Raw genomic sequence first — 25996 nt, 5'->3', positions numbered from 1 at the left:
CACGATGAACCAGTTCACCTCCAACCAGTTCGACCTCACCGACGACCAGCGCGAGATCCAGGAACTGGCGCGCCGCTTTACCGCCGACCGGATCACGCCGCATGCGGCGGAGTGGGACGAGAAGCACATTTTCCCGCGCGAGACGATCAAGGCGGCGGCCGAACTCGGGTTCGCGGCGATCTATGTCAGCGAGGAGAGCGGCGGGATCGCGCTCGGCCGGCTCGAGGCGGCGCTGATCATGGAGGCTATGTCGTACGGGTGCCCTTCGACGTCCGCGTTCATCAGCATTCACAACATGGCCGCTTGGATGATCGACCGGTTCGGATCGCAGGGCGTAAAGGACAAGTACCTCCCCGATCTGGTGACGATGGACCGGCTCGCGAGCTATTGCCTGACCGAGCCGGGGTCTGGGTCCGATGCGGCGGCGCTGAAGACCCGCGCGGTGCGGGACGGCGACGACTGGATCGTGACGGGCTCGAAGCAGTTCATCTCGGGCGCGGGCGAGAACGAGGTGTATGTGACGATGGTCCGTACCGGTGAGGATGGGCCGAAGGGCATTTCCTGCCTCGTGATCGAGAAGGACATGCCAGGCGTGTCGTTCGGCGCGAACGAGAAGAAGCTCGGCTGGCATTCGCAACCGACGCGGCAGGTGATCTTCGACGGCGTCCGCGTGCCGGGCGCGAACATGGTCGGCGGCGAGGGCGAGGGCTTTCGGATCGCGATGATGGGGCTCGATGGCGGGCGGCTGAACATCGGCGCTTGCTCGCTCGGTGGCGCGCAGCGGTGTCTCGATGAGGCAATTGCTTATACCAAGGATCGCAAGCAGTTCGGGAAGGCGATCGCGGACTTCCAGAATACGCAGTTCATGTTGGCGGACATGGCGACCGAATTGGAGGCGGCGCGGGCGCTGCTCTACATGGCAGCGGCGAAGGTGACGGCGAACGCGCCCGACAAGACCAAGTTCGCGGCGATGGCGAAGCGGCTGGCGACGGACACGGGGTCTTCGGTTGTCGATCGCGCGCTGCAGCTGCATGGCGGGTACGGGTATCTGCAGGACTATCCGATCGAACGCTTCTGGCGTGACCTGCGCGTGCATTCGATCCTTGAGGGGACGAACCAGGTCATGCGGATGATCGTCGGTCGCGAACTGACGCGGCAGTGAGTCCGCGCAGCTTTGCTCATTTCTTCTGCTCCGCGCCTCCGCGTCTCCGCGTGAAAAGTTTCTTGGTTCACGCGGAGACGCGGAGGCGCGGAGGTGGTGCTTTGGAGGTGACCGCGTGACCGATGATCTGATCGTCGAGAGTGAAGGACCTGTCGGCCGTATTCGGTTGAGCCGACCGAAGGCATTGCACGCGCTGAATCTGGCGATGTGCGAAGGCGTGCTTGAGGCGCTGGAGGCGTGGCGTGGCGACTCGGCGGTCGAGGCGATCGTGGTCGATCATGCGGAGGGACGCGGGTTCTGCGCTGGCGGGGATATCCGCATGCTTGCAGCCTCGGGCGCGACCGACGGCGTCGAGGCGCGGGCGTTCTTTCATGCTGAGTACCGCATGAACCACCGGCTGTTCACCTATGCCAAGTCGATCGTCGCGTTCATGGACGGGATCACGATGGGCGGTGGCGTCGGGCTGGCCTTGCCCTGCCGGTATCGGGTCGCGACGGAGAACACCAAGTTCGCGATGCCGGAGACGGGGATCGGGCTGTTCCCGGACGTCGGCGGCGGTTGGTATCTGTCGCGGTTGCCGGGGCGGATCGGGCAGTATCTCGCGCTGACCGGGCACCGGCTCGACGGCGCGGAGTGTCTCGCGCTGGGGTTGGCGACGCAGTATCTGGCGAGCGATACGCTCGATACGGCCAAGGCGCGGATCGCGGAGACTCCACAGGATATCGCGGGCGTGCTGGACGCATTGGCCACGTCGGCACCCGACGCGAAGATCTTGGCTCGCAAGGACGAGATCGACCGGCTGTTCGCGTCGGACGTGCTGGAGGAGATCTACGCGGCGCTCGAAGCCGATGGTGGGGAGTGGGCGACGCAGACGCTTGCGACGCTGAAGACCAAGTCGCCGCAGACGATGAAGGTGTCGCTCCGACTGCTCCATGAGGGCGCGGCGATGGCGAGCTTTGCGGACGAGATGCGGCAGGAATACGCCGTTGGCGCGCATGTCGTGCAGCGGCATGACTTTATCGAGGGCGTGCGGGCGGTGATCGTCGACAAGGACAATGCGCCGCGCTGGGATCCGGCGGCGCCCGAGGATGTGACCGATCACGTGATCGACCAGATCTTCGCGCCGTTGCCTGAGCATGAGGCGTGGACGCCCGGCTGATCCGTCTAAATGTTCTCATGCGAAGGCGGGAGCCCAGACTGGGTCCCCGCCTTCGCGGGGATACAAGGAGTAAGTGAATGACCTACGAAACGATCCTGGTCGAGCAGCGCGGTGGCGTCACGCTCGTCACGCTGAACAGGCCCCAGGCGCTGAACGCGCTCAATTCGCAGGTGCTCGCCGACCTGATCGCCGCGTTCGCCGCGTTCGATGCGGATGCGTCGCAGGGGTGTGCGGTGCTGACTGGGAGCGCGAAGGCGTTCGCGGCGGGGGCGGACATCAAGGAAATGCAGTCGCAGGGCTTCGCCGAGATGTACGCGAGCAACTTCTTCGCGGGCTGGGAGAATTTCACGCGGACGCGCAAGCCGGTGATCGCCGCTGTGGCGGGCTACGCGCTCGGCGGCGGGTGCGAGCTGGCGATGATGTGCGACTTCATCCTCGCCGCCGATACCGCCAAGTTCGGGCAGCCGGAGATCAAGCTCGCGGTGTCGCCCGGCATGGGTGGATCGCAGCGGCTGACGCGCGCGGTCGGCAAGGCGAAGGCGATGGAGATGTGCCTGACGGGGCGGATGATGGATGCCGAGGAAGCTGAGCGCTCCGGCCTCGTCTCGCGGATCGTTCCCGCCGCGGATCTGGTCGAGGAGGCGGTGAAGACCGCGGCGACGATCGCCGCGATGGCGCCGCTGGCGGTGCTGGCGAACAAGGAAATGGTCAACGCGGCGTTCGAGACCGGGCTGGCGATGGGCGTGCAGTTTGAGCGGCGGCTGTTCCACGGGCTGTTCGGGACTGAGGACCAGAGCGAAGGCATGGCGGCGTTCGTCGAGAAGCGCGCCGGGACCTGGACGGGGAAATGATCGTAATTCCCCTTCCGTTCACGGGAGGGGTCAGGGGAGGGGCGTGCCTCGATTGCCGACGCAACGTGTGCGGCACTGCCCTCCCCCAACCCCTCCCGTGAACGGGAGGGGAGCAAAATTAGGAGAGAGAACATGGCACGGATCGGTTTCATCGGGCTCGGCAACATGGGCGGCGGGATGGCGGCAAACCTCGCCAAGAAGGGCCACGACGTTCGCGCATTCGATCTGAGCGCGGAGGCATTGGCCAAGGCGAAGGCCGCCGGATGCTTGCCGGTCGGTTCCGCTGCCGAAGCCGCCGACGGTGCCGAGGCGATCGTGACGATGCTCCCCGCCGGCAAGCATGTCGCGGAGGTCTATGATGCGCTGTTCGGCGTCGCGGCACCCTCCGCGGTCCTGATCGACTGTTCGACGATCGATGTCGCTACCGCCAAGCAGGTCGCCGCCGCGGCGCAGGCCAAGGGCCTCGTCGCGGTCGACGCGCCGGTCTCTGGCGGGATCGGCGCGGCGAATGCGGGGACGCTGACCTTCATGGTCGGGGGCTCGGCGGAGGCGTTCGACCGGGCACAGGCGATCCTCGCCGACATGGGCAAGGCGGTGATCCACGCTGGCGCGAACGGCGCGGGGCAGGCGGCGAAGATCTGCAACAACATGATTCTCGGCGCGACGATGATCGCGACCTGCGAGGCTTTCGTGCTGGCGGAGAAGCTCGGGCTCGATGCGCAGGCGTTCTACGACATCGCCAGCGTGTCTTCGGGGCAGAGCTGGTCGATGACGACGTATGCGCCGCTGCCGGGCATTGGTCCCGATACGCCCGCCGATCACGACTATCAGGGCGGATTCGCGGCGGCGCTGATGCTGAAGGACCTGCGGCTCGCGATGGAAGCGGCAAAGGACACCGGCGCGGATACGCCGATGGGCGCGAAGGCGGCCGAGCGCTACGAGGCGTTTGCCGAGGCCGGGCAGGGTAGCCTCGACTTCTCGGCGATCATCCGCACGCTGCGAAACTAGGTTTTAGAGGAAGCGGATCAGCATGAGCAGCAGGCCGAGGATCGACACCGTCCAGCACAGGCTGCGGACGTATTTGATGCCGAACAGGTAGAGCGGGATGTAGGCGATCCGTGCGCCGAACCAGAGCCAGGCGCCGATCGCGCCGAGCCCGCCGGTGCGATCGGTCACCGCCAGCCCCAGCGCGAGCGCGATGAAGACCGGGTAGGTTTCCTGGAAGTTCTTCAGCGCGCGTTCGGCGCGGCCGGCCATCTCGCCGAGCGGTTTCTGCTCGCCGTCGCGCGGCCCCGCGTTCCAGTCGAGCCCGCGGTGGCGCGTCGCGGTCTGCCCCTGGATCATGATGTAGGCGAACAGCAGGACCGTCGACCAGCCCAGCAGCAGCATTTCGGTAGGCAGCGTCATCATCGATCTCCGCGGGGTAGCGGGTCTCGAACGCCGCTATGCGCGCGAGGTTGCGCTCTGTCGCAGAGGAATGGCAAGCTGCTGCGCATCGCGCGCGCGGTGGAACGCGCGGTCTGCGTCGTCGATCGCGCCGAGCAGGCTGCCGAAGCACGGCATCTCGTCTATCGGATAGACGCGCGACAGGTCATGGCCAAGCGCGAAGACGTCGCGCTGCGTGAGCAACCCGATCGCGACGATGCGGTCTTGATCAGGCATATGTCACGCTCCTATGGTTTAACACACGTTAACACATTCGCGCGATTATGTATCCTTATTGTCGGACAAAGAGGCCAGCCGAGCCTTGGCCGAGGCCAAGTCGTTCGCGCGCCTGCCAACGGGCGATCATCAGTACCGATACTACCGCCAATCCGGTCGCGAGGCCGGTCCAGATGCCGACTCCGCCCCAGCCGCGCCCGAACGCGAGCCACGCGCCGACGCCGATACCGATGCCCCAATAGCCGATCGCGGCGAAGAGCATCGGCACCTTGGTATCGCCCAGCCCGCGCAACATGCCTGCGCCGATCACCTGCGCGCCGTCGACCACCTGGAATACCGCGGCGACCGCGAGCAGCGAGATCGCCAACGCGACGACGGGTGCGTTGGCGGGCGCGTCTACGTCTAGGATGATGCCGATCAGCATTTGCGGGGCTAGGATTAGGAGCGTTGCGGTCAGCACCATGAAGCCTTCGCCGATCGCGAACGCCGCCCAGCCGGCGCGGCCGATACCGGCGCGATCGCCGCGTCCGGAGGCGAGACCGACGCGAACGGTGGCGGCTTGGGCGATGCCGAGCGGGACCATGAACGTGACGCTGGCGATCTGGATCGCGATCGCATGCGCCGCAAGTGGCACGGTGCCGAGCAGGCCCATCAGGAAGACGGCGGCGATGAACACGGTGGACTCGAACCCGAGCGTGATCGCGATCGGCAGGCCAAGCGTCCAGACCGCACGGTATCGTGGCCAGTCGGCGCGCCAGAACCGGCCGAGCAGACGGTAGCGGCGGAACGGCCTCGCGTAGACGATGACCGCGGCCATCGCGACGAAGCTCAGGCCGTTGGCGATGCTGCTCGCCATGCCCGAGCCGAGCAGGCCCAGCGCGGGGAGGCCGGCGTGGCCGAAGATCAGCAGCCAGTTGAGCCCGGCGTTGACGACCAGCAGCCCGACCATCACCACCAGCGACCAGGCGGGTTTCTCAAGTGCGGCGACGAATGCGCGGAGAACCAGGAAACACAGGCTCGGGAGCATTCCCCACATCACGGCGCGGACGAACCTCGCCGCCTCGTGCGCGAGCAGCGGGTCCTGGTCGAGCAGGTGGACTAGGATCGGCTCGGCGTTCCACAGCACGATCCAGGACGGCAGGCAAAGCGTGGCGGCGACCCAGATCGTCTGGCGCACGGTCCGCCGGATATCGCGCACCGCATGCGGCCGCGCGCCGCGCTCGCGCGCTATCATCGGGACGGCGGCGGTGGTGAGGCCCATCCCGAAGATCAGGAAGACGAGGTAGAGATTCAGCCCCAGCGTCGCCGCCGCCAGCGTGTCGGAGCCGAGCCGCCCGAGCATCGCCACGTCGGTCGCGCCTACCAGCGCCTGCGCGAGATTCGTCGCGACCAGCGGCCAGGCGAGTTTCAGCGTGGCGGCGAATTCGGTGCGCCAGGGGCGGGGCGGGGTGGACGTCATGCGCTGGCTTTAGCCGGGTTGCACGGCTTGTCGATTACTCGCGTCGATCGTCCTTCTGGTAGGGGAGGCGACGCATGGGAGGACATGCGACGGATGTCGTCCATTCCTCCCCCCTCCGTCAGGCTGATGCCTGCCACCTCCCCCTGGCGGGGGAGGATCGATAGGGCGGGCTATGGCGCGCAGATTGCGCGGTTGAGGCGGTCGAGGTTTTCACCAACCCCGTCATCCTGACGAAAGTCAGGATCCAGGGTAACGAACGGTGTCCTGTCTGGCTCTGGATCCTGACTTTCGTCAGGATGACGGGTGGGAGTTGCGGGAGTGCACCCAACCGCTAGTCGATCCCTATCCTACCGCATCAATCCGGCTGCGCGGAGGGCGTTCTCGATCGTCGCTTGGATACCGGCGGGGGCTTCGGCGCGGGGCTTCGGCGCAGTTTTCGGCGAGACGGGGATAGCGATCTTGGCGACGCGTTCGACCGGCGCGGGTTTGCCCGCAGTCTTCGCCGTCGCGGCCGCTAGCAGGCTCCATGACTTCGCGATCACCGCCGTGCTCGAGATCCCGACGTCGAGCATGAATGGCCCCGCGGCGCCCAGTCGTTCACCACGCAACGGATCGATCGGCGTGCCGTGGCCCATGCCTGGCACGGTCCAGTCCTCGACGACGTCACGCCCTTCCGCGTCCGACCAGATCCGGTGGACGGCGGTGCCTACCCGCTCCGTCCGCACGGCCTTTGCGTCGACGCCGTGGATACCGCGCCATTGCCGCGCAATCGTGTCCGCGTTCGCCACGCTCACCGTCGCGTCCGCGCCGCCGTGCCAGATCGCGAGCGTCGGCCAGCGTCCGTCGTGGCCACGCGCGCCGCTGCGGACCAGATCGACCAGCGCGGTATCGCTAGCGTCGCCGTGCCCGCGCATCCGGTCGAGCGCCTGCGACACGCCGGTCGCGGTACCGTAGGCGAGGCCGCCGATCACCGCGCCGCCTGCGAACAGGTCCGGTCGCGTGGCCAGCATCGCCATCGTCATCGCGCCGCCCGCCGACAGCCCGGTAACGTACACGCGGCTGCGGTCGAGGCCGTGGCGCGCGATCATCGTCTCGGCCATCTGCGCGATCGATTCGGCCTCGCCGCCGGCCTGTGCGGTGTCCTCCGAGGCGAACCAGTTGAAGCAGAGGTTAGGGTTGTTCGCACGCGTCTGCTCGGGGAAGACCAGCGCGAAACCCGCACGATCAGCGAGCTTCGACCAGCCTGATCCGTGGTCATAGCCCGCCGCGGTCTGCGTGCAGCCGTGCAGGACGACGACCAGTGGCGCGTTCGCTGGCAGGTTGGCGGGAACGTAGCTGAAGCCGAGCAGCGCACCCGGGTTGGTCCCGAACTCCACTAGCGGCGTCAGGCGGCTGGGCGCGGTGTCGCGTGGGATCGGTGCTCCGGCGCGCGCCATGCGGGCGAGGGTATCGGCGATGTTTCTCACGTGACTCGAGCCTTTCGTCGCCAGCGTACTCGGCCGCGATCTTATCTCAACGTCGCATATACATCATTTGTTGCTGCAATGCAGCAATAGCGTCAGGAGTCTTGCCCGATCGTGTCACATGCTTCGGCGATCGCCGCGTAGATCCGGTCGAGATCGGGGTCGTCGATGCAATAGGGCGGCATGACGTAGACGGTGTTGCCGAGCGGGCGGAGCAGCAGGTCGCGGTCTCCGAAGAACGCGAGCAGGCGCGGGCCGATCTGCGACAGATAGCCGTCCTCGCCGCGGAGTTCGACCGCGGTGATCGTGCCGATCTGGCGCGCGTTCGCGATACGAGGATGCCGGGCGAGGGCTTCGAGGCGCGAGGCTTGGCGTGCGGCGAGGTCAGCGATCCGCTCGCGCACGGGTTCGTCGCGCCAGATCGCGAGGTTCGCGTTGGCGGCAGCGCAGGCGATCGGGTTGGCGGTGTAGCTCGACGAGTGGAAGAACATCCGCGCGCGGTCGGTGCCGTAATGCGTCTGGTAGATCGCCTCGGTCGCCATCGTCACCGCGAGCGGGATCGCGCCGCCGGTCAGGCCCTTCGACAGACACAGGATATCGGGCACCACGCCCGCCTGTTCGCAGGCGAGCAAGGTGCCGGTGCGGCCCCAGCCGGTCATCACCTCGTCGGCGATGAACAGGACGTCGTGCGCTGCGCAGATTCGCCGCATTTCGGCGAGAATGTGCGCGGAATAGATGTGCATTCCGCCGGCGCCGAGCAGCAGTGGCTCGACGATGAACGCGGCGGGGTGTGCGGCGCAGGCGGCTTCCAGCGCGTCGAGCGTTGCTTGTTCTTGGCCGGCAGCGGGGAAGGGGATCGTGCCGACGTCGAACAGCAACGGCGCATAGGCGCGGTTGTAGACGCCGCGCGCGCCGACCGACATCGCGCCGATCGTATCGCCGTGATAGCCGTGCTCGAGCACCAGGATGCGGTGACGATCCTCGCCACGATCGAGCCAATAGCCGAGCGCCATCTTCAGCGCGCACTCGACGCTGGTCGAGCCTGAGTCCGAGAAGAAGACTCGCGTAAGGTCCGGCGGCATGATCGCGGTCAGCCCGCGCGCGAGGTCCTCGGCGGGTTGGTGCGTCCAGCCGGCGAAGATGATCTGGTCGAGCTTGCCCGCCTGTTCGGCGATCGCCGCCATGATCTTCGGGTTGGCGTGGCCATGTGTCGTAACCCACCAGGACGAGATCGCATCGACGATCCGCCGTCCGTCCGATGTGTAGAGCGCGGCGCCCTCGGCATGCGTGACAAGCGGGATCGGCTCGCGCAGGCCGTGTTGCGTGAAGGGGTGCCAGACGGGGGAGTCGGTCACCGGAACGCTGCCAGGTCGAAGTTCGCGGCGAACGCCTCGGCCAGGGTGGCGGCGTTGAGCGGATCGAGGCGGGGCAGGCGGCCGAGGCGCCGGACTTTGCCGAGCGTGGCGATGGTCGCTTCGCTATCCTCGACCGCGTCGCCGACGAAGGCGATGCCGAGGATGGGGACGCCGCGGCTGCGCAACGCTTCGAGCGAGAGCAGGCTGTGGTTGATCGTGCCGAGACCGGTGCGCGCGACTAGCACGATCGGCGTGTTCCACCGCGCGAACAGGTCTGCGAAGATCAGGTCGCGTGTCACGGGGACCATCACGCCGCCCGCGCCTTCGACCACCAGCGGACCATCGACCTGGGGTAGCGCAAGCCGGTCCGGATCTATCGTGACGCCGTCGATCTCGGCGGCGAGATGCGGCGAGCACGGCGTGGTCAGCCGATACGCTTCGGGCAGGACGTGGTCTGCGGGGACGCCCAGGGTCATGACCGAAGCCGCATCGCTACCGTCCGCGAGCCCGGCTTGCACCGGCTTCCAGTAGCGCGCGCCGAGCGCTGCGGTCAGGCCCGCGGCGAACACGGTCTTGCCGATATCGGTGTCCGTTCCGGTAACGACGATCGTCATTGCAATGCCTCTTCCATGACCTCGGCCAAAGCTTCGATATCCGCGACCGTCGCGTTCAGCGTCAACGAAATCCGCAACCGCGATCCGCCCTCGGGCACGGTCGGCGGCCGGATCCCGCGCACGTCGAAACCGGCCGCCTGGATCGCGCCGGCGACGCGCATCGTCCGCGCGGCATCGCCCAGCACCAGCGGCAGGATCTGCGATCCCGTCGCTGCGACGCCGTAGGGTGCGAGCACGCGCTCTGCCTTGGCGATCAACGTCCAGAGCCTCTCCCGGCGCGCCGGTTCGTCCGCCACGATCCGCAGAGCCTCGCCGACCGCCAGTGCCATCAGCGGTGATGGCGCGGTCGAGAAGATGAACCCGCGCCCGCGATTGACGATGAATTCGCGCATCGTCGCGGGTCCGCACAACAGCGCGCCTTCGCACCCCAGCGCCTTGCCGCAGGTTCGCAAGCTGATGACGTTCTCGCGCCCGTCGAGCGCTTCGGCGAGCCCGTGGCCGTCGGTGCCGAACACGCCTGTTGCGTGCGCCTCGTCGATCAGCAGGACGGCGTCGTGGCGGTCTGCGATTTCGGATAAAGCTACGAGCGGAGCCTGGTCGCCGTCCATGCTGTAAAGGCTCTCGACCGCGATCCACACGCGGCCGGTGCCGCCCGACGCGCGCCACGCGGTGATCGCGTCCTCGAATGCATCGGCATCGTTATGCGCGGCGGCGACGCAGGTCGCTCGCGTGAGACGCATGCCTTCGTGCGCGCTGGCGTGGATCAGCGCATCGTGCACGATCAGGTCGCCGCGCTGGGGCAGGGTCGCGAACAGGATCGTGTTGGCTACATAGCCGCTTGCGAAGAACAGCGCCGCTTGGGTTCCGAAGAACCGTGCGGCGTCCGCCTCCAGCGTCTCGTGCTCGGGCGCATTGCCGCGCAACAGCCGCGACCCGCCCGAGCCGACCGGCACGCCGCGCGACAGGGCCTCGATCAGCGATGCGCGCAGCCGCTCCGATCCGGCGAGACCGAGATAGTCGTTCGAGGCGAAATCAAGGCCGCGGCGGGGGGCGAGCGTTCGGCGACGATCCGCTGTGGCGAGGTTGGCAAGGTCTCTGACGTGGTCCGCGAACATCATCGTGTCGCCCTAGTCGCAACGTCCGCCGAAGACGATCCCGCGATGCGCACGTCGGCGCAAATCACGCTCGCGCAATCGCCTGACGTAGTTTATCCGATAAATAAAACCGGGAGAGACTGATTGCCACATCCTACTCGCCGTGCGGTGCTCGGCCAGAGCGCCGCTGCGCTCACCGTTGCCGCCACGCCAGCGTTCGCGGGCTCTGCGGCGCCTGTACCGCGCTCGCCACGATCGACGGAGCGGCTCGACGTCTGGCGGTTTCATCTCGGCCATGCGGCGGATCTCGACCGCGATTTCGGCTTCGGACGCAACCAGCGGACCTTCGCCAAGGCGGGCGCGGCGACCGCGGATGCCGCGCTGCCGGCGTTCGACGATGGCGCGTGGCAACCGGTGCGCGTGCCGCACGACTGGGCGGTGGCGCTCCCGTTTGCGCCGCCTGCAACGCCGGCGTCGAAGGATACCGAGGACGCCGTCGCCGCGCATGGGTTCAAGGCGATCGGCCGCAACTTTCCTGCCAACAGCATCGGCTGGTATCGCTGTCCGATCGCGGTCACCGCAGGGGATCGCGGGCGGCGGCTGTGGCTCGAATTCGACGGCGTGTTCCGCGACTGTCTCGTCTTCGTGAACGGCCATATCGTCGGGCGCAACGAGAGCGGCTATGCGCCGTTCCGCGTCGAGATCGACGATTTCCTCGATTATGACGGCGGCCACAACGTCGTGACCGTCCGTGTCGACGCGACGCTGGGCGAGGGCTGGTTTTACGAAGGCGCGGGGATCTATCGCCACGTCGACCTGGTCCGCGCCGATCCGGTGCATGTGCCGCAATGGGGGACCGTGGTCCGTGCCGAGGTGGGGTCGGACGGCGCGCAGGTGTCGACCGCGACCGAAATCCTCAACAGCAGCGATGCGGCGGTCGAGGGCGTAGTGCGCCAGCGGATCGTCGGTCCGGATCGACGCCCGGTCGCGGACTTGCCCGAAACCCGCTTTACGCTGCCGACAGGCGAGCGGCGCGTGCTCGACCAGCAGGCGCACGTCGCGACGCCGGTGTTGTGGTCGGTCGAGACGCCCAAGCTGTATACCGTCGAAGCCGAGATCGTCATCGGCGGTCGGGTCGTCGACCGGTACGACACGCACTTCGGTATCCGCACGATCCACTTCGACGGCGCGCGCGGCTTCCTGCTCAACGGCATGCCGGTCAAACTGCTCGGCAGCTGCAATCATCAGGATCATGCAGGGGTCGGCACCGGCATTCCCGATGCGCTGCATGCGTGGCGCGTCGCGCAACTGAAGGACATGGGCTCGAACGCCTGGCGCAGCGCGCACAACCCGCCGGCGTCCGCGCTGCTCGACGTGTGCGACGCGGCGGGCATGATGATGATCGTCGAGGCACGGCTCAACAGCAGCGACGACGAGGCGATGGCACAGCTCGACCGGATCGTCCGCCGCGATCGTAACCGGCCGAGCGTGATCGCCTGGTCGCTCGGCAACGAGGAGCCGCAACAGGGCTCGGCGAAGGGCGCGCGGGTTACGTCCGAGATGCAGGCGGCGGTGCGGAAGCTCGATCCGACCCGACCGACGACGTTTGCGTTCGACAATAGCTGGGACAGCGGTGCGGCGAAGGTCGTCGACGTGGTCGGCTTCAACTATCGCACCGACAAGATCGAGGCGTTCCACCAGCGCTTTCCCGACGTGCCGACGATGGGTACCGAGACCGGCAGCACCGTCAGCACGCGGGGGGCGTATTTCAACGACGCCACCGCGCATGTGGTGCGCGCGTACGACACCGAACATCCGTGGTGGGCGTCGACCGCAGAGGGCTGGTGGTCGATCGCGGCGACGCGGCCGTATATCGCGGGCGGGTTCATCTGGACCGGATTCGATTATCGCGGCGAGCCGACCCCGTTCGCGCAGTTTCCGAGCATATCGAGCTATTTCGGCGTGCTCGATACCTGCGGCTTCCCGAAGGACAATTTCCATTACTACCGCGCGTGGTGGCGACCGGATCTGCCGCAGGTCCATCTGTTGCCGCATTGGAGCTGGCCCGGCCGCGAGGGCCAGCCGATCGAGGTCTGGGCGCACGGCAATTGCGACGCGGTCGAGCTGCTGCTCAACGGGCGGTCGCTCGGGCGGAAGCCGATGCCGCGCAACGGGCATCTCGCGTGGAGCGTCCCCTATGCGCCGGGCAGACTCGAGGCGCGCGGCTTTAACAAGGGGCGGTGCGTGGCGGCGTCGGTGCGGGAGACTGCGGGGGCGGCGACAGCGGTGCGGCTGACCGCTGATCGGCGCGTGGCGAAGGCGGACGGCAACGATGTCGTCATGCTCAAGGCGGAGGTCGTCGATGCGCGCGGCCGGCCGGTACCCGATGCGGATACGCTGCTGCGGTTCGAGACGAGCGGCGGCGCGGCGGTGATCGGCGTCGGCAACGGCGATCCGACCAGCCTCGAGCCCGACGTCGCGACGCAGCGCCGTGCGTTCCACGGGCTCGCGCAGGCGATCGTCCGGGTCGGCGAGCAGCCGGGGCCGTTTGCGGTGCGGGTGAGCGGCGAGGGGATCAAGCCCGCTTCGCTGCGGATCATGGCGATGCCCAAGGGAGACCGTTGATGCGTCGTATCGCTCTCGGCCTCGCGCTGTTTGCCTCGACTGCGACCGCGCAGCCGCTCGCGCCAAAGCCGGCGCACGGACTCTACCTCGGTGCAGACCTGTCCTACGTCAACGAGATGGAGGATTGTGGCGCGGTCTATCGCGCGAACGGCAAGCCGGTCGATCCGTTCGCGCTGATGAAGGCGAAGGGCGGCAACATCGTCCGCGTCCGGATCTGGAACGACGCGAAATGGACGAAATACAGCGATCTCGCCGATGTGACGAAGACGATCCGCCGCGCGAAGGCGGCGGGAATGCAGGTACTGCTCGATTTCCATTATTCGGACGACTGGGCGGACGGCGAGAAGCAGATCGCGCCCGCCGCTTGGGCGAAGCTCGACACCGCAGGACAGGCGAAGGCGCTGTATGCCTACACGCGCGATGTGCTGGGCACGCTCGACGCTCAGGGCTTGATGCCGGAGATGGTGCAGGTCGGCAACGAGACCAATCCGGAGGTCATGGGGCCGTTGCCGAAAGGCAATCTGAAGGACCACACGATCGACTGGATGCGTAATGCGACGTTGCTCAACGCCGGAATCAAGGCGGTGCGCGACGCCGGCAAGGTTGCGACGATCAACCCGCGGATCATGCTCCACATCGCGCAGCCCGAGCATGTCGCGGCGTGGTTCGACGCGGCGGCGAAGGCGGGCGTGCGCGATTTCGACGTGATCGGGATCAGCTATTACCGCAAATGGTCGACGCGGACGCCCGCCGAACTGGGCGCGACGATCGCGGCGGCGAAGGCGCGGTACAAGGCGGATGTGATCGTCGTCGAGACCGCCTATCCGTTCAGTCCGGTCGGCGAGGACGCGTCACCCGATCTGCTCGGTGCGGATTCGCTGCTGCCGGGCTATCCCGCGACGCCGATCGGGCAGCGCGACTATCTCGTCGACCTGACGCAGACGGTGGTCGATGCGGGTGGGATCGGCGTGGTGTATTGGGAGCCAGGCTGGGTCTCGACCGGGTGCAAGACGCGCTGGGGGACGGGGTCCAACTGGGAGAACGCGGCGTGGTTCGGGCTGAAGCGGCACGAGGCGCTGCCGGCGTTCGATTTTCTTGGGCGGCGGTATGTGAGGCGGGCGAAGTAGCGGGCGGGCTTTGGCTCCAATCCCACACTGTATCGTCATCCCCGCGCAGGCGGGGATCCATATCCTCAAGGGGTCGCGATCCTGTCGTGAGGCCAGCCAGTATGGGTTCCCGCCTCCGCGGGAATGACGGAGAAGTACCCCGCGCAACTTGTTCGATCGCAATTGGCGCGGTTTTCTATCCTCCCCCTGGCGGGGGAGGATCATTCAGCCCTTCAGCGCCGCGATGAACCCGGCTGCGCGGGCGCCGACATCGGCTGCGGTCATTCCCGGGGCGTACAGGGCGGAACCGAGCCCGAACCCGGCTGCGCCCGCCTGAGTCCAGGCCGCCATGCCTTCCGGCACGATCCCGCCGACCGGCAACACGCGCGTATCCTTGGGGAGGACGGCGCGCATCGCCTTCAGGACGGTCGGGCTGGCCGCCTCGGCGGGAAACAGCTTGAGCGCGGCGGCGCCTGCGTCGAGTGCGGCGAACGCCTCGGTCGGGGTGGCGATGCCGGGCAGCGCGACATAGCCGCGCTCGGCCGCCGCGGCGATCACGCGGAGGTTCGCGTTGGGGGCGATGATCAGCGTGCCGCCCGCCGCGCCGACGGCTTCGACATCTTCGACGCGCAGCACGGTGCCGGCACCGACCACCGCGCGACCCTCGAGCTTACGCGCCAGCCGGGCGATGCTGTCGAGCGGATCGGGCGAGTTCATCGGCACTTCGAGGATCGTGAACCCGGCCGCGACCAGTGCTTCGCCGATCGCCTCGACCTCGTCGGGCTTCACGCCGCGCAGAATCGCGATCAGCGGGCATTTGGCGAAGGCGGCGTCGAAGGCCTGGCGGTGGTCGGTCATGCGGCAAGGTCCTGGATGCGAGTGATGCCGGCTACGAATGCGGCCTGACTCTCTATATGGTGTGCGGTGCCGCCGAGCGCATCGATCGCGCCGGCATACAGCGCGCCGAGCGCGGGATCGGCGAGGATGTGGACGGTCGCGCCGGGCTCGATCCGCGCGGCGGTATCCGCGCCGATCAGCAGTCCGCTCGCGAACGAGGCGGCGTCCGCGTCGTCGGCCAACCCGAGCACGCCGCGCGCGCGGATCGCGAACAGGCTGGCGGCGAGATCGCGTTTCGCACCTTCCGCGACGCCGTCGAGGAACGCCGCGCCCGGCTTGACCGGGTGGCCGAGTTGGCGCGAGAGGACGCCGTGCGCGCGGAGCAGCGCGAACAGTTCGCCGGTCATCGCGGTCGTGAACCGGATGATCGCGCCGGCCTCGACGGTCGCCCATTTGCAATGCGTGCCCGGCTGGCACAGCAGCGCGTCGGGCGGGACCAGCCCGGCGGCGACCGCGCCGAGCAATTGAACCTCCTCGCCGCGCATGACGTCGGCATGCAGGCCGTCACGGTACGACAGCCCCGGTACGATCGCGGTGCGCGCGTCGACCCGGTCGAGCGCGGCGGCGATCTGCGGCAGGCCCGCGGGCGCGGCGACATAGGGTACGCTGCGCCAGCCGATGTTCGATCCGACCATCCCGGCGAGCAGCATCGGCAGGTCGCCGAGCCGGTCGCGAATGCCCGCAACCTCCGCCTCATACTCGTCGGCCGCGACGGTTGCCGCGCCGCGATCGTCGCGTTCGGTCGCCACCACGCTGCCGTTCTCGATCCGGAACGCACGCCGGTTGGTCGTGCCCCAGTCGACGGCGATAAATGGGCTCATGGTCACGCTCTCGATTCTAGCCCGACCTTGCGATCGCATCTGCAGAGATATTTATACGATAATAGGAGCAAGTCCAGTAAGGAGCTTGGAAACGTGACAGCAGGGGCATGTTGCGTCAGAACTCGGGCGATGGCTACCAACATGACAGACAGCGAGACATTTCCGCCCGGCGCCGTCGCGGGTCGCAACCTCACCCACGGCATGCTCGATACACTGGGGCGGGCGATCGTGACCGGGCGCTACGAGACGCGGCAGTTCCCGACCGAGGCGGAGATCGCCAAGACGCACGGGGTCAGCCGCTCGGTCACGCGCGAGGCGGTCAAGATGCTGACCGCCAAGGGCCTGGTCAGCGCTCGGCCGCGTCAGGGCACGGTGGTGCAGCCGGCCAGCGCCTGGAACCTGTTCGATACCGACGTGCTGCGCTGGACGCTCGAGCGCAAGTTCTCGGTCGAGTTGTTGCGGCACTTCAACCAGTTGCGCGTGGCGATCGAACCCGAGGCGGCGGCGCTGGCGGCCCGGTTCGGCGATGCGGCGGATTTGCAGGCGATCCGCGAGGGACTGGCGCAGATGGAGGCCGGCGAAGCGGGGCTGACCGATCCGTTGGAGGCCGATATCGCGTTCCATGTCGCGATCCTGCGCGCGTCGAAGAACCCGTTCTATGCACAGTTCCAGTCGGTGGTGTCGACCGCGCTACGTACCTCGATCCGCTTTACCAACCGGATCAAGGGCCGGTCGGCGAACATCGCCGACCATGCCGCGGTGGCCGACGCGATCATCGCGCGCGATCCTGCGGCGGCGAGGGTGGCGATGACGCGGATCATTGGCGACGTGCTGGTGCTGATTGGCGAGGACTGAGGCGTATCGACGGTCGGTTTTAACCGCCAACTCCGCTTTTTCTTTGCCATGCCGGACCATTCGGGTTTGCTTGGGAGAGGCTGAACCCGGCATTGGCGGTACTGCGAAATCCATGAGATTTGGCGTATGGAACGGACCCCGGAACTCGTCGACAGGTATACCTCTCCGACATCCCATGCTCCGTCATCCCCGCGGAGGCGGGGATCCATAAGCTCAAACGGTCGCGATTCTATCGCGAGGCTTGCCAGTATGGGTTCCCGCCTCCGCGGGAATGACGGTTACAGGTTTGACGGGAATAAGCGTCGAACCAGTCCGGGGGACGGAAAGATTTTAGGACGGCGCGCGCCCAACACGCTGCATGTCGATCTTCTTCAGCGAAACCTGGTTGAAAACCTTTCGCCAGGCGTGACGTTTCGCAAGACGGAGTGATGCGGGTTACCGTTGATCGCCGACCTCCTGCCGCCTATGAAAAGTAAGACAAATCTCAGAGGATTCCTGCATGGCTGTTGACCTGTCGTCCCCGAAGCCGATCCGCCTCGCCATCGTCGGGGTCGGCAAGATCGCGCGTGATCAGCATCTGCCGGCGATCGCGCAGGATCCCCGGTTCGAACTGGTCGCGGCGGTCAGTCGCAACGCGGTGGTCGACGGCGTCGCGAACTACCGCGATATCGCCGAACTGGTGGCGGCGGGGCACGACCTCGACGCGGTGTCGCTGTGCACGCCGCCGGTCGGCCGCGCCGAGATCGCGATGGCGGCGATCGATGCCGGGCTCGATGTGATGATGGAAAAGCCGTCCGCGGCTACGCTGTCGGAGGTCACCCGGATCGAGGCGCATGCGGTCGCGGCGGGCCGGACGCTGTTCGCGACCTGGCACTCACGCGAGGCGGCGGGCGTCGCCCCGGCGCGCCAATGGCTCGAAGGGCGGCGGGTCGAGCGCGTTACGATCGACTGGCGTGAGGATATCCGCCGCTGGCACCCCGGCCAGGACTGGATCCTGGAGGCCGGCGGGTTCGGCGTGTTCGATCCGGGGATCAACGCGCTGTCGATCGCGACCGAGATCCTGCCCGGCGGCTGGACGGTCGACGATGCCGAGATGCACGTGCCCGAGGGGCGGATGTCGCCGCTCGCTTCCGATCTGCGCCTGTCGTGCGACGGGGCGGCGGGGGCGCGTGTGCCGGTGACTGCGACGTTTGATTTCCTCCACGAAGGACCGCAGCAATGGGACATCGTCGTCGATACCGATGGCGGTCGACTGACGTTGCGGATGGGCGGATCCGTGCTCGAGATGGACGGCGACGTCAGCGAGGCGCCGGATGCCGAATATGCGCGGTTGTACGGCAAGTTCGCCGAGCTGGTGCGGGCGCGGTCGAGTGCGGTGGACGTCACGCCGCTGCGGCTTGTCGCGGATGCGTTCCTGGTGGGGCGGCGCACGATCGTTCCCGCGTTCGCCTGGTAATACGCGCGGAGGATCGATTTTCCGCGCGCCAAGTAACGCAGGATACAAATGCCTTGATCGACGATAAGCGGTCAGGAACGCGCCGATAGGCCTCACGTTCTGTCCTTATGCGAGCCCGGCAAGGGCCGAGGATAAGGATGCGTATCGGTGCTTCAGGTCAGTCCGCAGGTCGAGCAGGAATACGGCATCGCGATGGAGGCGATCGCGGTGGCGCCACTGGCAACCGCGATCGCCGAGCGATTGGCGGACGCTAACCTCGTCTACATTGCGTCCGACGATCGGCGCGCGACCGAGATCGCCGCGATCGTCGCTGCGCTTTCGCCTGCCGCGCTGGTGGTCCATCTGCCGTCGAGCGACGCGCTGCCCGGCGACGACGCTCCCGCATCGCCGGCCAATGTCGGTCTGCGCGTGGCGGCGTTGCGGCGGTTGCGCGCCGGCATCGAAGCGGGGCGCGCATCGATCCTGCTGGTGACGACGGCGGAGGCCAGCGCGGTGCGCTATCCGGCACCGGCGATGTTCGACGTCGTCCCGCCCAGGCTCGCGCCCGGCGATACGCTCGATCTCGATGCGTTCGCCGCGACCACGGCGGAGATCGGCTATGTCAGCGACGACCGCGTCGACGAACCCGGCGAGATCGCGGTGCGCGGCGGTGTGGTCGACATCTTCCCGGTCGATCGCGACCTGCCGGTCCGCGTGGAGTTCGCCGATGGCAGGATCACGTCGCTGCGCCGCTACGATCCGGTCTCGCAGTTGAGCCAGGGCGACCTGGATGCGATCGAGATCGGTCGCGCGACCGAGCCCGCCGTCGAACAGGGCGAGACGATCCTCGCGCATCTGCCCGGCGCGGCGGTTGCGCTCGATCCCGGTGCCGGACGTCGTCGCGAGCGTTTTCTCGCAGTTGCTGCTGATGGTCTGCCGCGGCGCAAGGCGGCTGTGGAACTGGTTCTCGACAAGGCGTGGGCCGCGGCGATGGCCGAGCGCGAGACGACCGCGTTTCAGATCGCCGACGACTTGCCGCCGCGCTTCATCGAGCGCCGCGATCCGACCCGCGCTTTCGCCCGGTTTGCCAAGGATGTGCTCGCCGACGGACGGCTGGTGATCGCCGGATCGTCTCGCGATCTGCGGTTCCTGCGGCCTCGGCTGGAGCGCGCTGCGAAGACCGCGTTCGATCCGGTCGACGATTGGGCCGGTGTGCTCGCCGCCAAGCCGGGACAGGCGCTGCTACTCGACGCGCCGATCGATCGCGGGTTCGTCGTCGGCGGGATTACCGTCGTCGCGGCCGCCGATCTGCTCGGGGGGCGGGCCGGCAGCCATGAGATGGCCGACGGTCGTGTCGCGCAATCCATCCTGTCGAGCGAATTGCGGTGCGGCGACGTCGTCGTCCACGAGACGTTCGGGATCGGGATCGTCCGTGGCTTGCAGGCGCTGCCTGATACGGGCGGCGACGCCATCGTCCTCGAATATGCCAAGGGCGGACGCCGGCTCGTACCGGTCGCGGAGGCCGACCGAATCTGGCGCTATGGTGCCGACGAGGACGCGGTGACGCTTGATACGCTCGACGGCGCGTCGTGGCAGAAGCGCCGCGGAGCGATCGACGCGACGATCGCCGAGAGCGCGCGCGATCTCGCCAAGCTGGCCGCCGAGCGCGACGCCCGCACGACCGATCCGATCGAGCCGGACCGGGCGGCGTATGAGCGCTTCGCCGCCGGGTTCGCCTTCACCGAGACGCCCGATCAGGCGCGCGCGATCGCGACGACGCTGTCCGATCTCGCAAGCGGCAAGCCGATGGACCGGCTGGTGATCGGCGACGTCGGCTACGGCAAGACGGAGGTCGCCTTGCGTGCGGCCGCCGCCGTCGCGCTCTCCGGGCGGCAGGTCGCTATCGCCGCACCGACGACGGTGCTGGTCCGCCAGCATATCGAGACGTTCACCAAGCGGTTCGAGGGGACCGGGATCGTCGTCGCCGGCCTGTCGCGGTTGTCGAGCAGCGCGGACAAGGCGCGCGTCCGTGCAGGCCTCGCCGACGGATCGATCGGCGTCGTGATCGGGACCGGCGCGATCGCCGGCAAGGGCGTGACCTACCGCGATCTCGCGCTGGTGGTGATCGACGAGGAACAGCGGTTCGGGACCGCGGACAAGGCCAAGCTCCATGATTTAGGCGCCGGGCATGTCCTGACGCTGAGCGCGACGCCGATCCCGCGCACGCTGCAATCGGCGATGGTCGGTCTGCAGGGCCTGTCGATCATCGCGACCCCGCCGGCACGCCGCCAGCCGATCCGCACCGCGGTCTCCAGCTTCGACGATAGCGTCGTTCGCGCCGCGTTGCGGCGCGAACGCGCGCGAGGCGGGCAGAGCTTCGTCGTCGTGCCCCGGATCGAGGACATGGCGCCGCTCGCGGCCAGGCTCGCCAAGCTCGTGCCCGAACTCGGGCTGGTCCAGGCGCATGGCAAGATGCCCGCGGCTGAGATCGACGAGGCGATGGTCGCGTTTGCGGCGGGCGACGGCGACGTGCTGCTGGCGACCAATATCATCGAGGCGGGTCTCGATGTGCCGCGGGCGAACACGATGATCGTCCATCACGCCGATCGGTTCGGCCTGTCGCAGCTTCACCAGTTGCGCGGGCGGGTCGGTCGCGGCGGGCGGCGTGGCCAGGTGATGCTGTTGACCGATGGCGATGCGACGATCGCGCCGGCGACGTTGAAGCGGCTGAACACGCTCCAGGCGTTCGACCGGCTGGGGGCGGGGTTCGCGATCAGCGCGCGCGATCTCGATTTGCGCGGCGCGGGCGATCTGGTCGGCGAGGCGCAGGCCGGGCACATGAAACTGATCGGCATCGACCTGTACCAGCATCTGTTCGTGCGGGCGCTGCAGCAGGCGCGGATCGATCAGGACGGCGGGGAGCCGATCGACGACTGGGTGCCCGAACTGCATCTCGAACTGGGCGGCAGCCTGCCCGAGGACTGGATTCCCGAAGAGGAGGTCCGGCTCGCGCTGTACGGGCGGCTCGCGCGGATCGCCGACGTGGCGACGCTCGATCGGTTCGAGGCGGAACTCGATGATCGCTTCGGCGCGATGCCCGATCCGGCGCAGCGCCTGCTGCACGTCGCCAGGATTCGGATGCTCGCGCGGCAGGCTGGTATCCAGCGGATCGATGCAGGGCCGGCGGCGATCGCGTTCACCCCGCACGATCGACGCGTAGCAAAACCGCTGGAGGAGCTGGTCGAGAAGACCGGGCGGTGGATCGCGCGCGAGACGATTCCCGATTCGGTCGAGCGCGGCGCGAAGATCGCCGACCTGCTGGGCGCGATGACCGACTGACGGGTTATTCCGCGGCGAAGGCTAGCGGCGCTATGCGGGCTTCCTCCGTCAGCGCGTCCAGCATGACGCGGACGAGGTCGACGACGCGGGCGAAACCGGCCCCCGGGGCATGGTGCTTGCGATCGAGATACAGCGTGCGGTCGAGTTCCAGCTGGATCGCGTGGATCCCGGTACCGGGCGCGGCGTGCCGTTCGAGGATATGCCCGCCTGCATAGGGTGCGTTGCGCGCGACCGAAAAGCCGTGTCCGACGCAGGCCGCTTCGACGACCTCGACGAACCGGCCATCCGCCGCATGGCCGAAGCGGTCGCCGATCACGATGCGGGGACCGCCGGGCGCGAGTGGTGGCATCGAATGCACGTCGAGCAGCACCGCGATCCCGAACCGTGCGCGCGCCGCCTGGAGCGCGGCGCCGACCGCGTCGTGATACGGGCGATGATCCTCGACGATCCGCGTGGTGATCTCGGCATCGGTGAACCGCCGCGCCCAGAGATCGCCGGCAGCCGATGTCCGGCGTGGCACGAGGCCCAGACCGCTGCGCAGCTTGGCGGATTGCTGCGCCAGCGGAGTCGTCGTCGCCCCCTCGTCGATCAGCGGATCGCGTTCGTCTTCGCTGCGGTTCAGATCGATCCACGCGCGCGCGCGCAATTGGACGATCGTGGTCTGGCGCGTCCGTGCCGCCTTGGCGACCGCATCGACGAGCCGATCCTCCAGCGGCAGCAGCCCGGCCAAGGGCACGCGCAACGCCGTTTTCAGCGCGAGCGGATACTCGCGGCCCGCATGCGGCACGGAGATCACCACCGGGCTCGACGGCGGCGTCGTGCCGAAGCGTTCGAACGGGAGCGGGGTAAACGGGGCGGATGGCATCGATCCACGCTAGGGCGACCGCGCGATGCGGGCAATCGATCTGGAAATCTTAACCGCTTTGCGGCTAGGTCGGCTGCAACGATGCTGTGCGAAAACGGGACTTTAGATCGATGTTGCGAATCCTGCTGGCCGAAGACGATCAGGTCATGCGCGAATATCTGACGCGTGCGCTCGAACGGTCGGGCTATGCGGTGACCGCGGTCGACCGCGGCACCGCGGCGATCCCGCTGCTCGAAACCGAGACGTTCGACCTGTTGCTGACCGACATCGTCATGCCCGAGATGGACGGGATCGAGCTTGCGCAGAAGGCAGGGGAGATGTGCGCGGACCTGCGCGTGATGTTCATCACCGGCTTCGCGGCGGTCACCCTGAAGGCCGGGCGGGCGATGCCGAACGCCCGCGTGCTGTCGAAGCCGTTCCATCTGCGCGACCTCGTTGCCGAGGTCGATCGGCTGTTCGAGATGGATAATGTGACGGGCATGCATTGAACGCTTGCACGCCGCGATAACCGCGGCTAGTGGAGCCGTCCGGCGGGCGTGTAGCTCAGTGGTAGAGCACTGTGTTGACATCGCAGGGGTCGCAAGTTCAATCCTTGCCACGCCCACCATAGAAAGCCCTGGTAGCTCGATGAGTTACCAGGGCTTTTTTGCATTTGACGCCGGTCATGATGCAATTCGTCCTGCGTGCGTTTGACGTGTGTCATGGCCGATCGACGTTCAGCTTGGTGGGCGCGCAGCACTGCCGAAATTGCTCCGTCACCCCGGACGGGTTCGACAGCTATCCCCTTCGAGAAAGACTTGTTTCCCCGCGAAGGCGGGGATCCAGACGGGGCTCCCGCCTTCGCGGGAGAACAAGGAAGGGCATCGTGTCGTACGACTGCGGACCCGTACTTGTTTGAAGAGGATAGCTACCGACGGGGTCCCGGGTCCGCGGTTTCGCGAACCACAATCTTTCGATGTTGCGGTACCGTGAGGGCATAAGCACCGTGTGTCACATCGCGTGTGCGATCGAGTTGCGGGTGCTGCGTATGGTCGCACGACTCCATTCGCGACCGATCTGGGTGATACCCAGGATCGGGCATCGCTGATCGCCATGCCGGTTGACTGCGTGCGACCTATGCGCGCGACCTCAGCGTCGGGTCCGATAATTCGCCTGCGCGGGCCCGACTATACGCCGGCTATACGCGAAACGCTGGAATCGGTCTCGAATTGCTATGGGCCTTACGCCAGATGCGCTGCCCTCAACACCGTCGCCACGTCGTTCAACGCAGGCCGTTCAACGGTGGTCGATCAAGGGGGAAGTAATGAAGAAAGCTTTTGCTGCGTTCCTGTGCACCTTCGGGCTGCCGACCGTAGCAGCGCATGCGCAGACGGTCGGCGATGCCGCGGTCGCCGCGCCTGCGGACTCGCCCGCCGGCGCGCCCCCCAACGTATCGAGCATCAACCCGTCGAGTGCCGCCTCGTCGAGCACCAATCCGTCGAGCGCGGGCGCGTCGAACGCCGGCGGGGCCTATACGACGGACAATCTCGGCGACGGTGTCCTTACCCGGTTCACGCGCTATTATGCGCTGGAGATGGGGCATGCCGGTGCGCCGTCGGATCCCAATGCGCCGGCGTCGCGTCGCGAAGGATGGCCCGCCCAGCCTGCGACGACGCCGCCCTTGCCGTTTACCGAATGGCCCTATGGCGGTGCGACGAGCATCGGTGCGAACCGGCCAGCGTCCGTCGACAGCCCGTTGATGACCGCGATCGCCCCCACTGGCATCGGTCGCGCGCTCGCGAGCGCACATGTCCAGGTCTATGGCTGGCTCGATGTCGGCGGCAATTACAGCTCGTCGTCCGTGCCGGGGGGCAATGCGCCTGCGGCATATGACTATCAGCCGCGCCGTATCCAGCTGGACCAGGCCGTCGTCTATGTCGAGCGCACGCCCGATACGGTGCAGCAGGACCATGTCGACTGGGGATTCCGCGTCGCCGGCATCTACGGCGTCGATTACCGCTATACCACCTCGCTCGGTCTGTTCAGCAACCAGCTCCTGAAGCACAACAACGACTATGGCTACGATCTGCCGATGGTCTACGGCGAGGTCTATATTCCGAAGATCGCGCAGGGTCTGGTGATCAGGGTCGGCCGGTTCATCGCGGCGCCGGATATCGAGGCGCAGCTCGCGCCGAACAACTACATGTATTCGCATTCGATGACGTACACGTTCGACAACTATACGAACACCGGCGTCATGGCGACGTTGGCGGTGACGAAGAACTGGTTCGTCCAGGGCGCCGTGACCGATGGCAGCGAGACCGCGTTGTGGAATGTCGGCAAGCGGGTGACGAACCCCTTTCCCAATCCGCTCTACCCCGGCACGACCTATCGCAAGGATCCCGGCGCGCAGGCCTCGTTCACGGGCTGCGTCCGCTACCAGTCGAATAGCGGGCGGGACTCGTTTTACGTCTGCACCAACGCGATCAACAACGGCGAGTGGGGCTACAACAATCTGCAGTGGAGCGGTCTGACCTATTATCACCGTTTCACCGACAAGTGGCATGTCGCGTTCGAAAGCTATAATCTCTACCAGAAGAACGTGCCGAACGGGCTGAACCCCGTCGTCCAGAACGCGTATGCGATGGGCGGCACGCCGTTCAGCCCGCAGCGTCTGCCGTTCAACGCCCCCAGCCTGGCGCAGTGCAACAGCGTCGACGTGTTGCGGTGCTCGGCGCATGCGCAATCGGCGCTCGCCTATCTGAACTTCACGCCGACGCCGCTCAACAACATCACCTTGCGCGGCGAGTATCTCGACGACGAGAAGGGGCAGCGTACCGGCGCGAAGACTCGGTACGTCGCGGGTGCGATCGGCTATCAACACTGGTTCTCGCCGCAGATCGAGATACGACCCGAACTCGCGTATTACCGCGCGCTCGACGCTAACGCCTTCAACGGCAATTCTAATTTAAGCATAGTCGCGAATAAGCGGTATCTCGTTGCCCTATCGGGCGATGCGATCCTTCATTTCTAGTCGACACGAGCAGGAGGGCCTAAAAATGGAAGACCTTATTTGGATCCTCGTGATGGTCGGGCTGGTGGCGGCGACGCTTGCTTATGCCCGTCTGTGCGACAACGCATGAGGGGGATGCGATGACTCTCGATCTCTGGCTCGCGGCACTGACTGCGCTTGGCCTGCTCATCTACCTGGTGGCGGTCCTGATCCGCCCCGAACGCTTCTGAAGGAGGCGGCAT

At 67.1% G+C, this 25996-nt stretch carries 22 protein-coding genes and 1 tRNA gene; 13 read left to right on the top strand and 10 right to left on the bottom strand.

Going from position 1 to position 25996, the window contains the following annotated elements; all coding sequences use genetic code 11:
* Window positions 1-4: 4 nt before the first annotated feature.
* The 4 genes from ASF09_RS16680 (at window position 5) to mmsB (ending at window position 4180) form a co-directional block, all read left to right on the top strand.
* Entirely contained in the window at window positions 5-1162 is a 1158-nt protein-coding gene (locus tag ASF09_RS16680) for an acyl-CoA dehydrogenase family protein (protein WP_060527228.1), read from the top strand.
* 115 nt (window positions 1163-1277) lie between these two features.
* A complete protein-coding gene (locus tag ASF09_RS16675) occupies window positions 1278-2321 on the top strand; it encodes an enoyl-CoA hydratase/isomerase family protein (protein ID WP_060527227.1) in 1044 nt (347 codons plus the stop codon).
* A gap of 77 nt (window positions 2322-2398) precedes the next feature.
* On the top strand, window positions 2399-3172 hold the full coding sequence (locus ASF09_RS16670) for an enoyl-CoA hydratase (RefSeq protein WP_060527226.1): 774 nt from the start codon (window positions 2399-2401) through the stop codon (window positions 3170-3172).
* 132 nt (window positions 3173-3304) lie between these two features.
* Window positions 3305-4180 (top strand): 3-hydroxyisobutyrate dehydrogenase, encoded by an 876-nt coding sequence (gene mmsB / locus ASF09_RS16665; RefSeq protein ID WP_060527225.1) that lies wholly within the window; start codon window positions 3305-3307, stop codon window positions 4178-4180.
* Window positions 4181-4183: 3 nt separating this feature from the next.
* Here mmsB and ASF09_RS16660 read toward each other — a convergent pair whose 3' ends face one another.
* The 7 genes from ASF09_RS16660 to ASF09_RS16630 form a co-directional block, all read right to left on the bottom strand.
* The gene (locus ASF09_RS16660) at window positions 4184-4582 is read right to left on the bottom strand and encodes an MAPEG family protein (protein WP_060527224.1); all 399 of its coding nucleotides are present in this window, start codon (window positions 4580-4582) and stop codon (window positions 4184-4186) included.
* 33 nt (window positions 4583-4615) lie between these two features.
* The gene (locus ASF09_RS16655) at window positions 4616-4834 is read right to left on the bottom strand and encodes a hypothetical protein (RefSeq protein WP_056055220.1); all 219 of its coding nucleotides are present in this window, start codon (window positions 4832-4834) and stop codon (window positions 4616-4618) included.
* A gap of 55 nt (window positions 4835-4889) precedes the next feature.
* Complete coding sequence (locus ASF09_RS16650) at window positions 4890-6293, bottom strand: MATE family efflux transporter (protein ID WP_060527223.1); 1404 nt, start codon at window positions 6291-6293, stop codon at window positions 4890-4892.
* A 347-nt stretch (window positions 6294-6640) separates the two neighbouring features.
* Window positions 6641-7759 carry an extracellular catalytic domain type 1 short-chain-length polyhydroxyalkanoate depolymerase gene (locus ASF09_RS16645; protein ID WP_235529866.1) on the bottom strand — a complete coding sequence of 373 codons (1119 nt, stop codon included), beginning with the start codon at window positions 7757-7759 and terminating at the stop codon, window positions 6641-6643.
* A 92-nt stretch (window positions 7760-7851) separates the two neighbouring features.
* On the bottom strand, window positions 7852-9111 hold the full coding sequence (locus tag ASF09_RS16640; protein ID WP_060527222.1) for an adenosylmethionine--8-amino-7-oxononanoate transaminase: 1260 nt from the start codon (window positions 9109-9111) through the stop codon (window positions 7852-7854).
* Window positions 9108-9725, bottom strand: a complete 618-nt coding sequence (gene bioD, locus ASF09_RS16635) for a dethiobiotin synthase (RefSeq protein ID WP_060527221.1) — start codon at window positions 9723-9725, stop codon at window positions 9108-9110. Before bioD ends, ASF09_RS16640 begins: the two co-directional genes overlap by 4 nt.
* Window positions 9722-10843 (bottom strand): 8-amino-7-oxononanoate synthase, encoded by a 1122-nt coding sequence (locus ASF09_RS16630; RefSeq protein WP_060527220.1) that lies wholly within the window; start codon window positions 10841-10843, stop codon window positions 9722-9724. Before ASF09_RS16630 ends, bioD begins: the two co-directional genes overlap by 4 nt.
* A 120-nt stretch (window positions 10844-10963) precedes the next feature.
* On the opposite strand from ASF09_RS16630, the gene galA reads away from it, so the two are divergent.
* Both galA and ASF09_RS16620 read left to right on the top strand, forming a co-directional pair.
* On the top strand, window positions 10964-13444 hold the full coding sequence (gene galA / locus ASF09_RS16625) for a beta-galactosidase GalA (RefSeq protein WP_082444364.1): 2481 nt from the start codon (window positions 10964-10966) through the stop codon (window positions 13442-13444).
* On the top strand, window positions 13444-14571 hold the full coding sequence (locus ASF09_RS16620; protein ID WP_082444362.1) for a glycoside hydrolase family 53 protein: 1128 nt from the start codon (window positions 13444-13446) through the stop codon (window positions 14569-14571). The genes galA and ASF09_RS16620 overlap by 1 nt, the downstream gene beginning before the upstream one ends.
* 204 nt (window positions 14572-14775) lie before the next feature.
* Here the strand turns inward: ASF09_RS16620 and ASF09_RS16615 are convergent, their stop codons facing one another.
* Together ASF09_RS16615 and ASF09_RS16610 are read right to left on the bottom strand one after the other, a co-directional pair.
* A complete protein-coding gene (locus tag ASF09_RS16615) occupies window positions 14776-15408 on the bottom strand; it encodes a 2-dehydro-3-deoxy-6-phosphogalactonate aldolase (RefSeq protein WP_060527218.1) in 633 nt (210 codons plus the stop codon).
* Window positions 15405-16268, bottom strand: a complete 864-nt coding sequence (locus ASF09_RS16610; RefSeq protein ID WP_060527217.1) for a 2-dehydro-3-deoxygalactonokinase — start codon at window positions 16266-16268, stop codon at window positions 15405-15407. The genes ASF09_RS16615 and ASF09_RS16610 overlap by 4 nt, the downstream gene beginning before the upstream one ends.
* Before the next feature lie 141 nt (window positions 16269-16409).
* Between ASF09_RS16610 and ASF09_RS16605 the strand changes: the two genes are divergently transcribed.
* From ASF09_RS16605 to ASF09_RS16595, 3 genes are all read left to right on the top strand, one after another.
* The gene (locus tag ASF09_RS16605; protein ID WP_060527216.1) at window positions 16410-17123 is read left to right on the top strand and encodes a FadR/GntR family transcriptional regulator; all 714 of its coding nucleotides are present in this window, start codon (window positions 16410-16412) and stop codon (window positions 17121-17123) included.
* A 499-nt stretch (window positions 17124-17622) separates the two neighbouring features.
* Window positions 17623-18579 carry a Gfo/Idh/MocA family protein gene (locus tag ASF09_RS16600; RefSeq protein ID WP_060527215.1) on the top strand — a complete coding sequence of 319 codons (957 nt, stop codon included), beginning with the start codon at window positions 17623-17625 and terminating at the stop codon, window positions 18577-18579.
* Window positions 18580-18771: 192 nt separating this feature from the next.
* Window positions 18772-21897, top strand: a complete 3126-nt coding sequence (locus tag ASF09_RS16595; protein ID WP_082444386.1) for a TRCF domain-containing protein — start codon at window positions 18772-18774, stop codon at window positions 21895-21897.
* A 4-nt stretch (window positions 21898-21901) separates the two neighbouring features.
* Here ASF09_RS16595 and ASF09_RS16590 read toward each other — a convergent pair whose 3' ends face one another.
* Window positions 21902-22762, bottom strand: coding sequence for an N-formylglutamate amidohydrolase (locus tag ASF09_RS16590; protein WP_060527213.1), 861 nt, complete (start codon window positions 22760-22762; stop codon window positions 21902-21904).
* A 110-nt stretch (window positions 22763-22872) separates the two neighbouring features.
* On the opposite strand from ASF09_RS16590, the gene cpdR reads away from it, so the two are divergent.
* The 4 genes from cpdR (at window position 22873) to kdpF (ending at window position 25984) form a co-directional block, all read left to right on the top strand.
* Window positions 22873-23250: a cell cycle two-component system response regulator CpdR gene (cpdR, locus tag ASF09_RS16585; protein WP_060527212.1), complete on the top strand. Its 378-nt coding sequence runs from the start codon at window positions 22873-22875 to the stop codon at window positions 23248-23250.
* A 44-nt stretch (window positions 23251-23294) separates the two neighbouring features.
* Window positions 23295-23369: transfer RNA gene (locus tag ASF09_RS16580), tRNA-Val, on the top strand.
* 696 nt (window positions 23370-24065) lie between these two features.
* The gene (locus tag ASF09_RS16575) at window positions 24066-25775 is read left to right on the top strand and encodes an outer membrane beta-barrel protein (RefSeq protein ID WP_060527211.1); all 1710 of its coding nucleotides are present in this window, start codon (window positions 24066-24068) and stop codon (window positions 25773-25775) included.
* 119 nt (window positions 25776-25894) lie between these two features.
* A complete protein-coding gene (kdpF, locus tag ASF09_RS16570) occupies window positions 25895-25984 on the top strand; it encodes a K(+)-transporting ATPase subunit F (RefSeq protein WP_022685962.1) in 90 nt (29 codons plus the stop codon).
* The last annotated feature ends 12 nt before the right edge of the window (window positions 25985-25996 follow it).

It is taken from the genome of Sphingomonas sp. Leaf242 (assembly GCF_001422045.1).
Lineage (GTDB): Bacteria > Pseudomonadota > Alphaproteobacteria > Sphingomonadales > Sphingomonadaceae > Sphingomonas.
The sequence above is the reverse complement of the archived record's forward strand: the minus strand, read 5'-3'. Positions and strand labels throughout refer to the sequence as shown.

Bases quoted from the DNA above. Each gene is read 5' to 3' on its own strand.
- ASF09_RS16680 (WP_060527228.1), top strand. From the start codon at position 5: ATGAACCAGTTCACCTCCAACCAGTTCGACCTCACCGACGACCAGCGC.
- ASF09_RS16670 (WP_060527226.1), top strand. From the start codon at position 2,399: ATGACCTACGAAACGATCCTGGTCGAGCAGCGCGGTGGCGTCACGCTC.
- mmsB (WP_060527225.1), top strand. From the start codon at position 3,305: ATGGCACGGATCGGTTTCATCGGGCTCGGCAACATGGGCGGCGGGATG.
- ASF09_RS16660 (WP_060527224.1), bottom strand. From the start codon at position 4,582: ATGATGACGCTGCCTACCGAAATGCTGCTGCTGGGCTGGTCGACGGTC.
- ASF09_RS16655 (WP_056055220.1), bottom strand. From the start codon at position 4,834: ATGCCTGATCAAGACCGCATCGTCGCGATCGGGTTGCTCACGCAGCGC.
- ASF09_RS16650 (WP_060527223.1), bottom strand. From the start codon at position 6,293: ATGACGTCCACCCCGCCCCGCCCCTGGCGCACCGAATTCGCCGCCACG.
- bioD (WP_060527221.1), bottom strand. From the start codon at position 9,725: ATGACGATCGTCGTTACCGGAACGGACACCGATATCGGCAAGACCGTG.
- ASF09_RS16630 (WP_060527220.1), bottom strand. From the start codon at position 10,843: ATGATGTTCGCGGACCACGTCAGAGACCTTGCCAACCTCGCCACAGCG.
- ASF09_RS16620 (WP_082444362.1), top strand. From the start codon at position 13,444: ATGCGTCGTATCGCTCTCGGCCTCGCGCTGTTTGCCTCGACTGCGACC.
- ASF09_RS16615 (WP_060527218.1), bottom strand. From the start codon at position 15,408: ATGACCGACCACCGCCAGGCCTTCGACGCCGCCTTCGCCAAATGCCCG.
- ASF09_RS16610 (WP_060527217.1), bottom strand. From the start codon at position 16,268: ATGAGCCCATTTATCGCCGTCGACTGGGGCACGACCAACCGGCGTGCG.
- ASF09_RS16605 (WP_060527216.1), top strand. From the start codon at position 16,410: ATGACAGACAGCGAGACATTTCCGCCCGGCGCCGTCGCGGGTCGCAAC.
- ASF09_RS16600 (WP_060527215.1), top strand. From the start codon at position 17,623: ATGGCTGTTGACCTGTCGTCCCCGAAGCCGATCCGCCTCGCCATCGTC.
- ASF09_RS16595 (WP_082444386.1), top strand. From the start codon at position 18,772: ATGGAGGCGATCGCGGTGGCGCCACTGGCAACCGCGATCGCCGAGCGA.
- ASF09_RS16590 (WP_060527213.1), bottom strand. From the start codon at position 22,762: ATGCCATCCGCCCCGTTTACCCCGCTCCCGTTCGAACGCTTCGGCACG.
- cpdR (WP_060527212.1), top strand. From the start codon at position 22,873: ATGTTGCGAATCCTGCTGGCCGAAGACGATCAGGTCATGCGCGAATAT.
- ASF09_RS16575 (WP_060527211.1), top strand. From the start codon at position 24,066: ATGAAGAAAGCTTTTGCTGCGTTCCTGTGCACCTTCGGGCTGCCGACC.
- kdpF (WP_022685962.1), top strand. From the start codon at position 25,895: ATGACTCTCGATCTCTGGCTCGCGGCACTGACTGCGCTTGGCCTGCTC.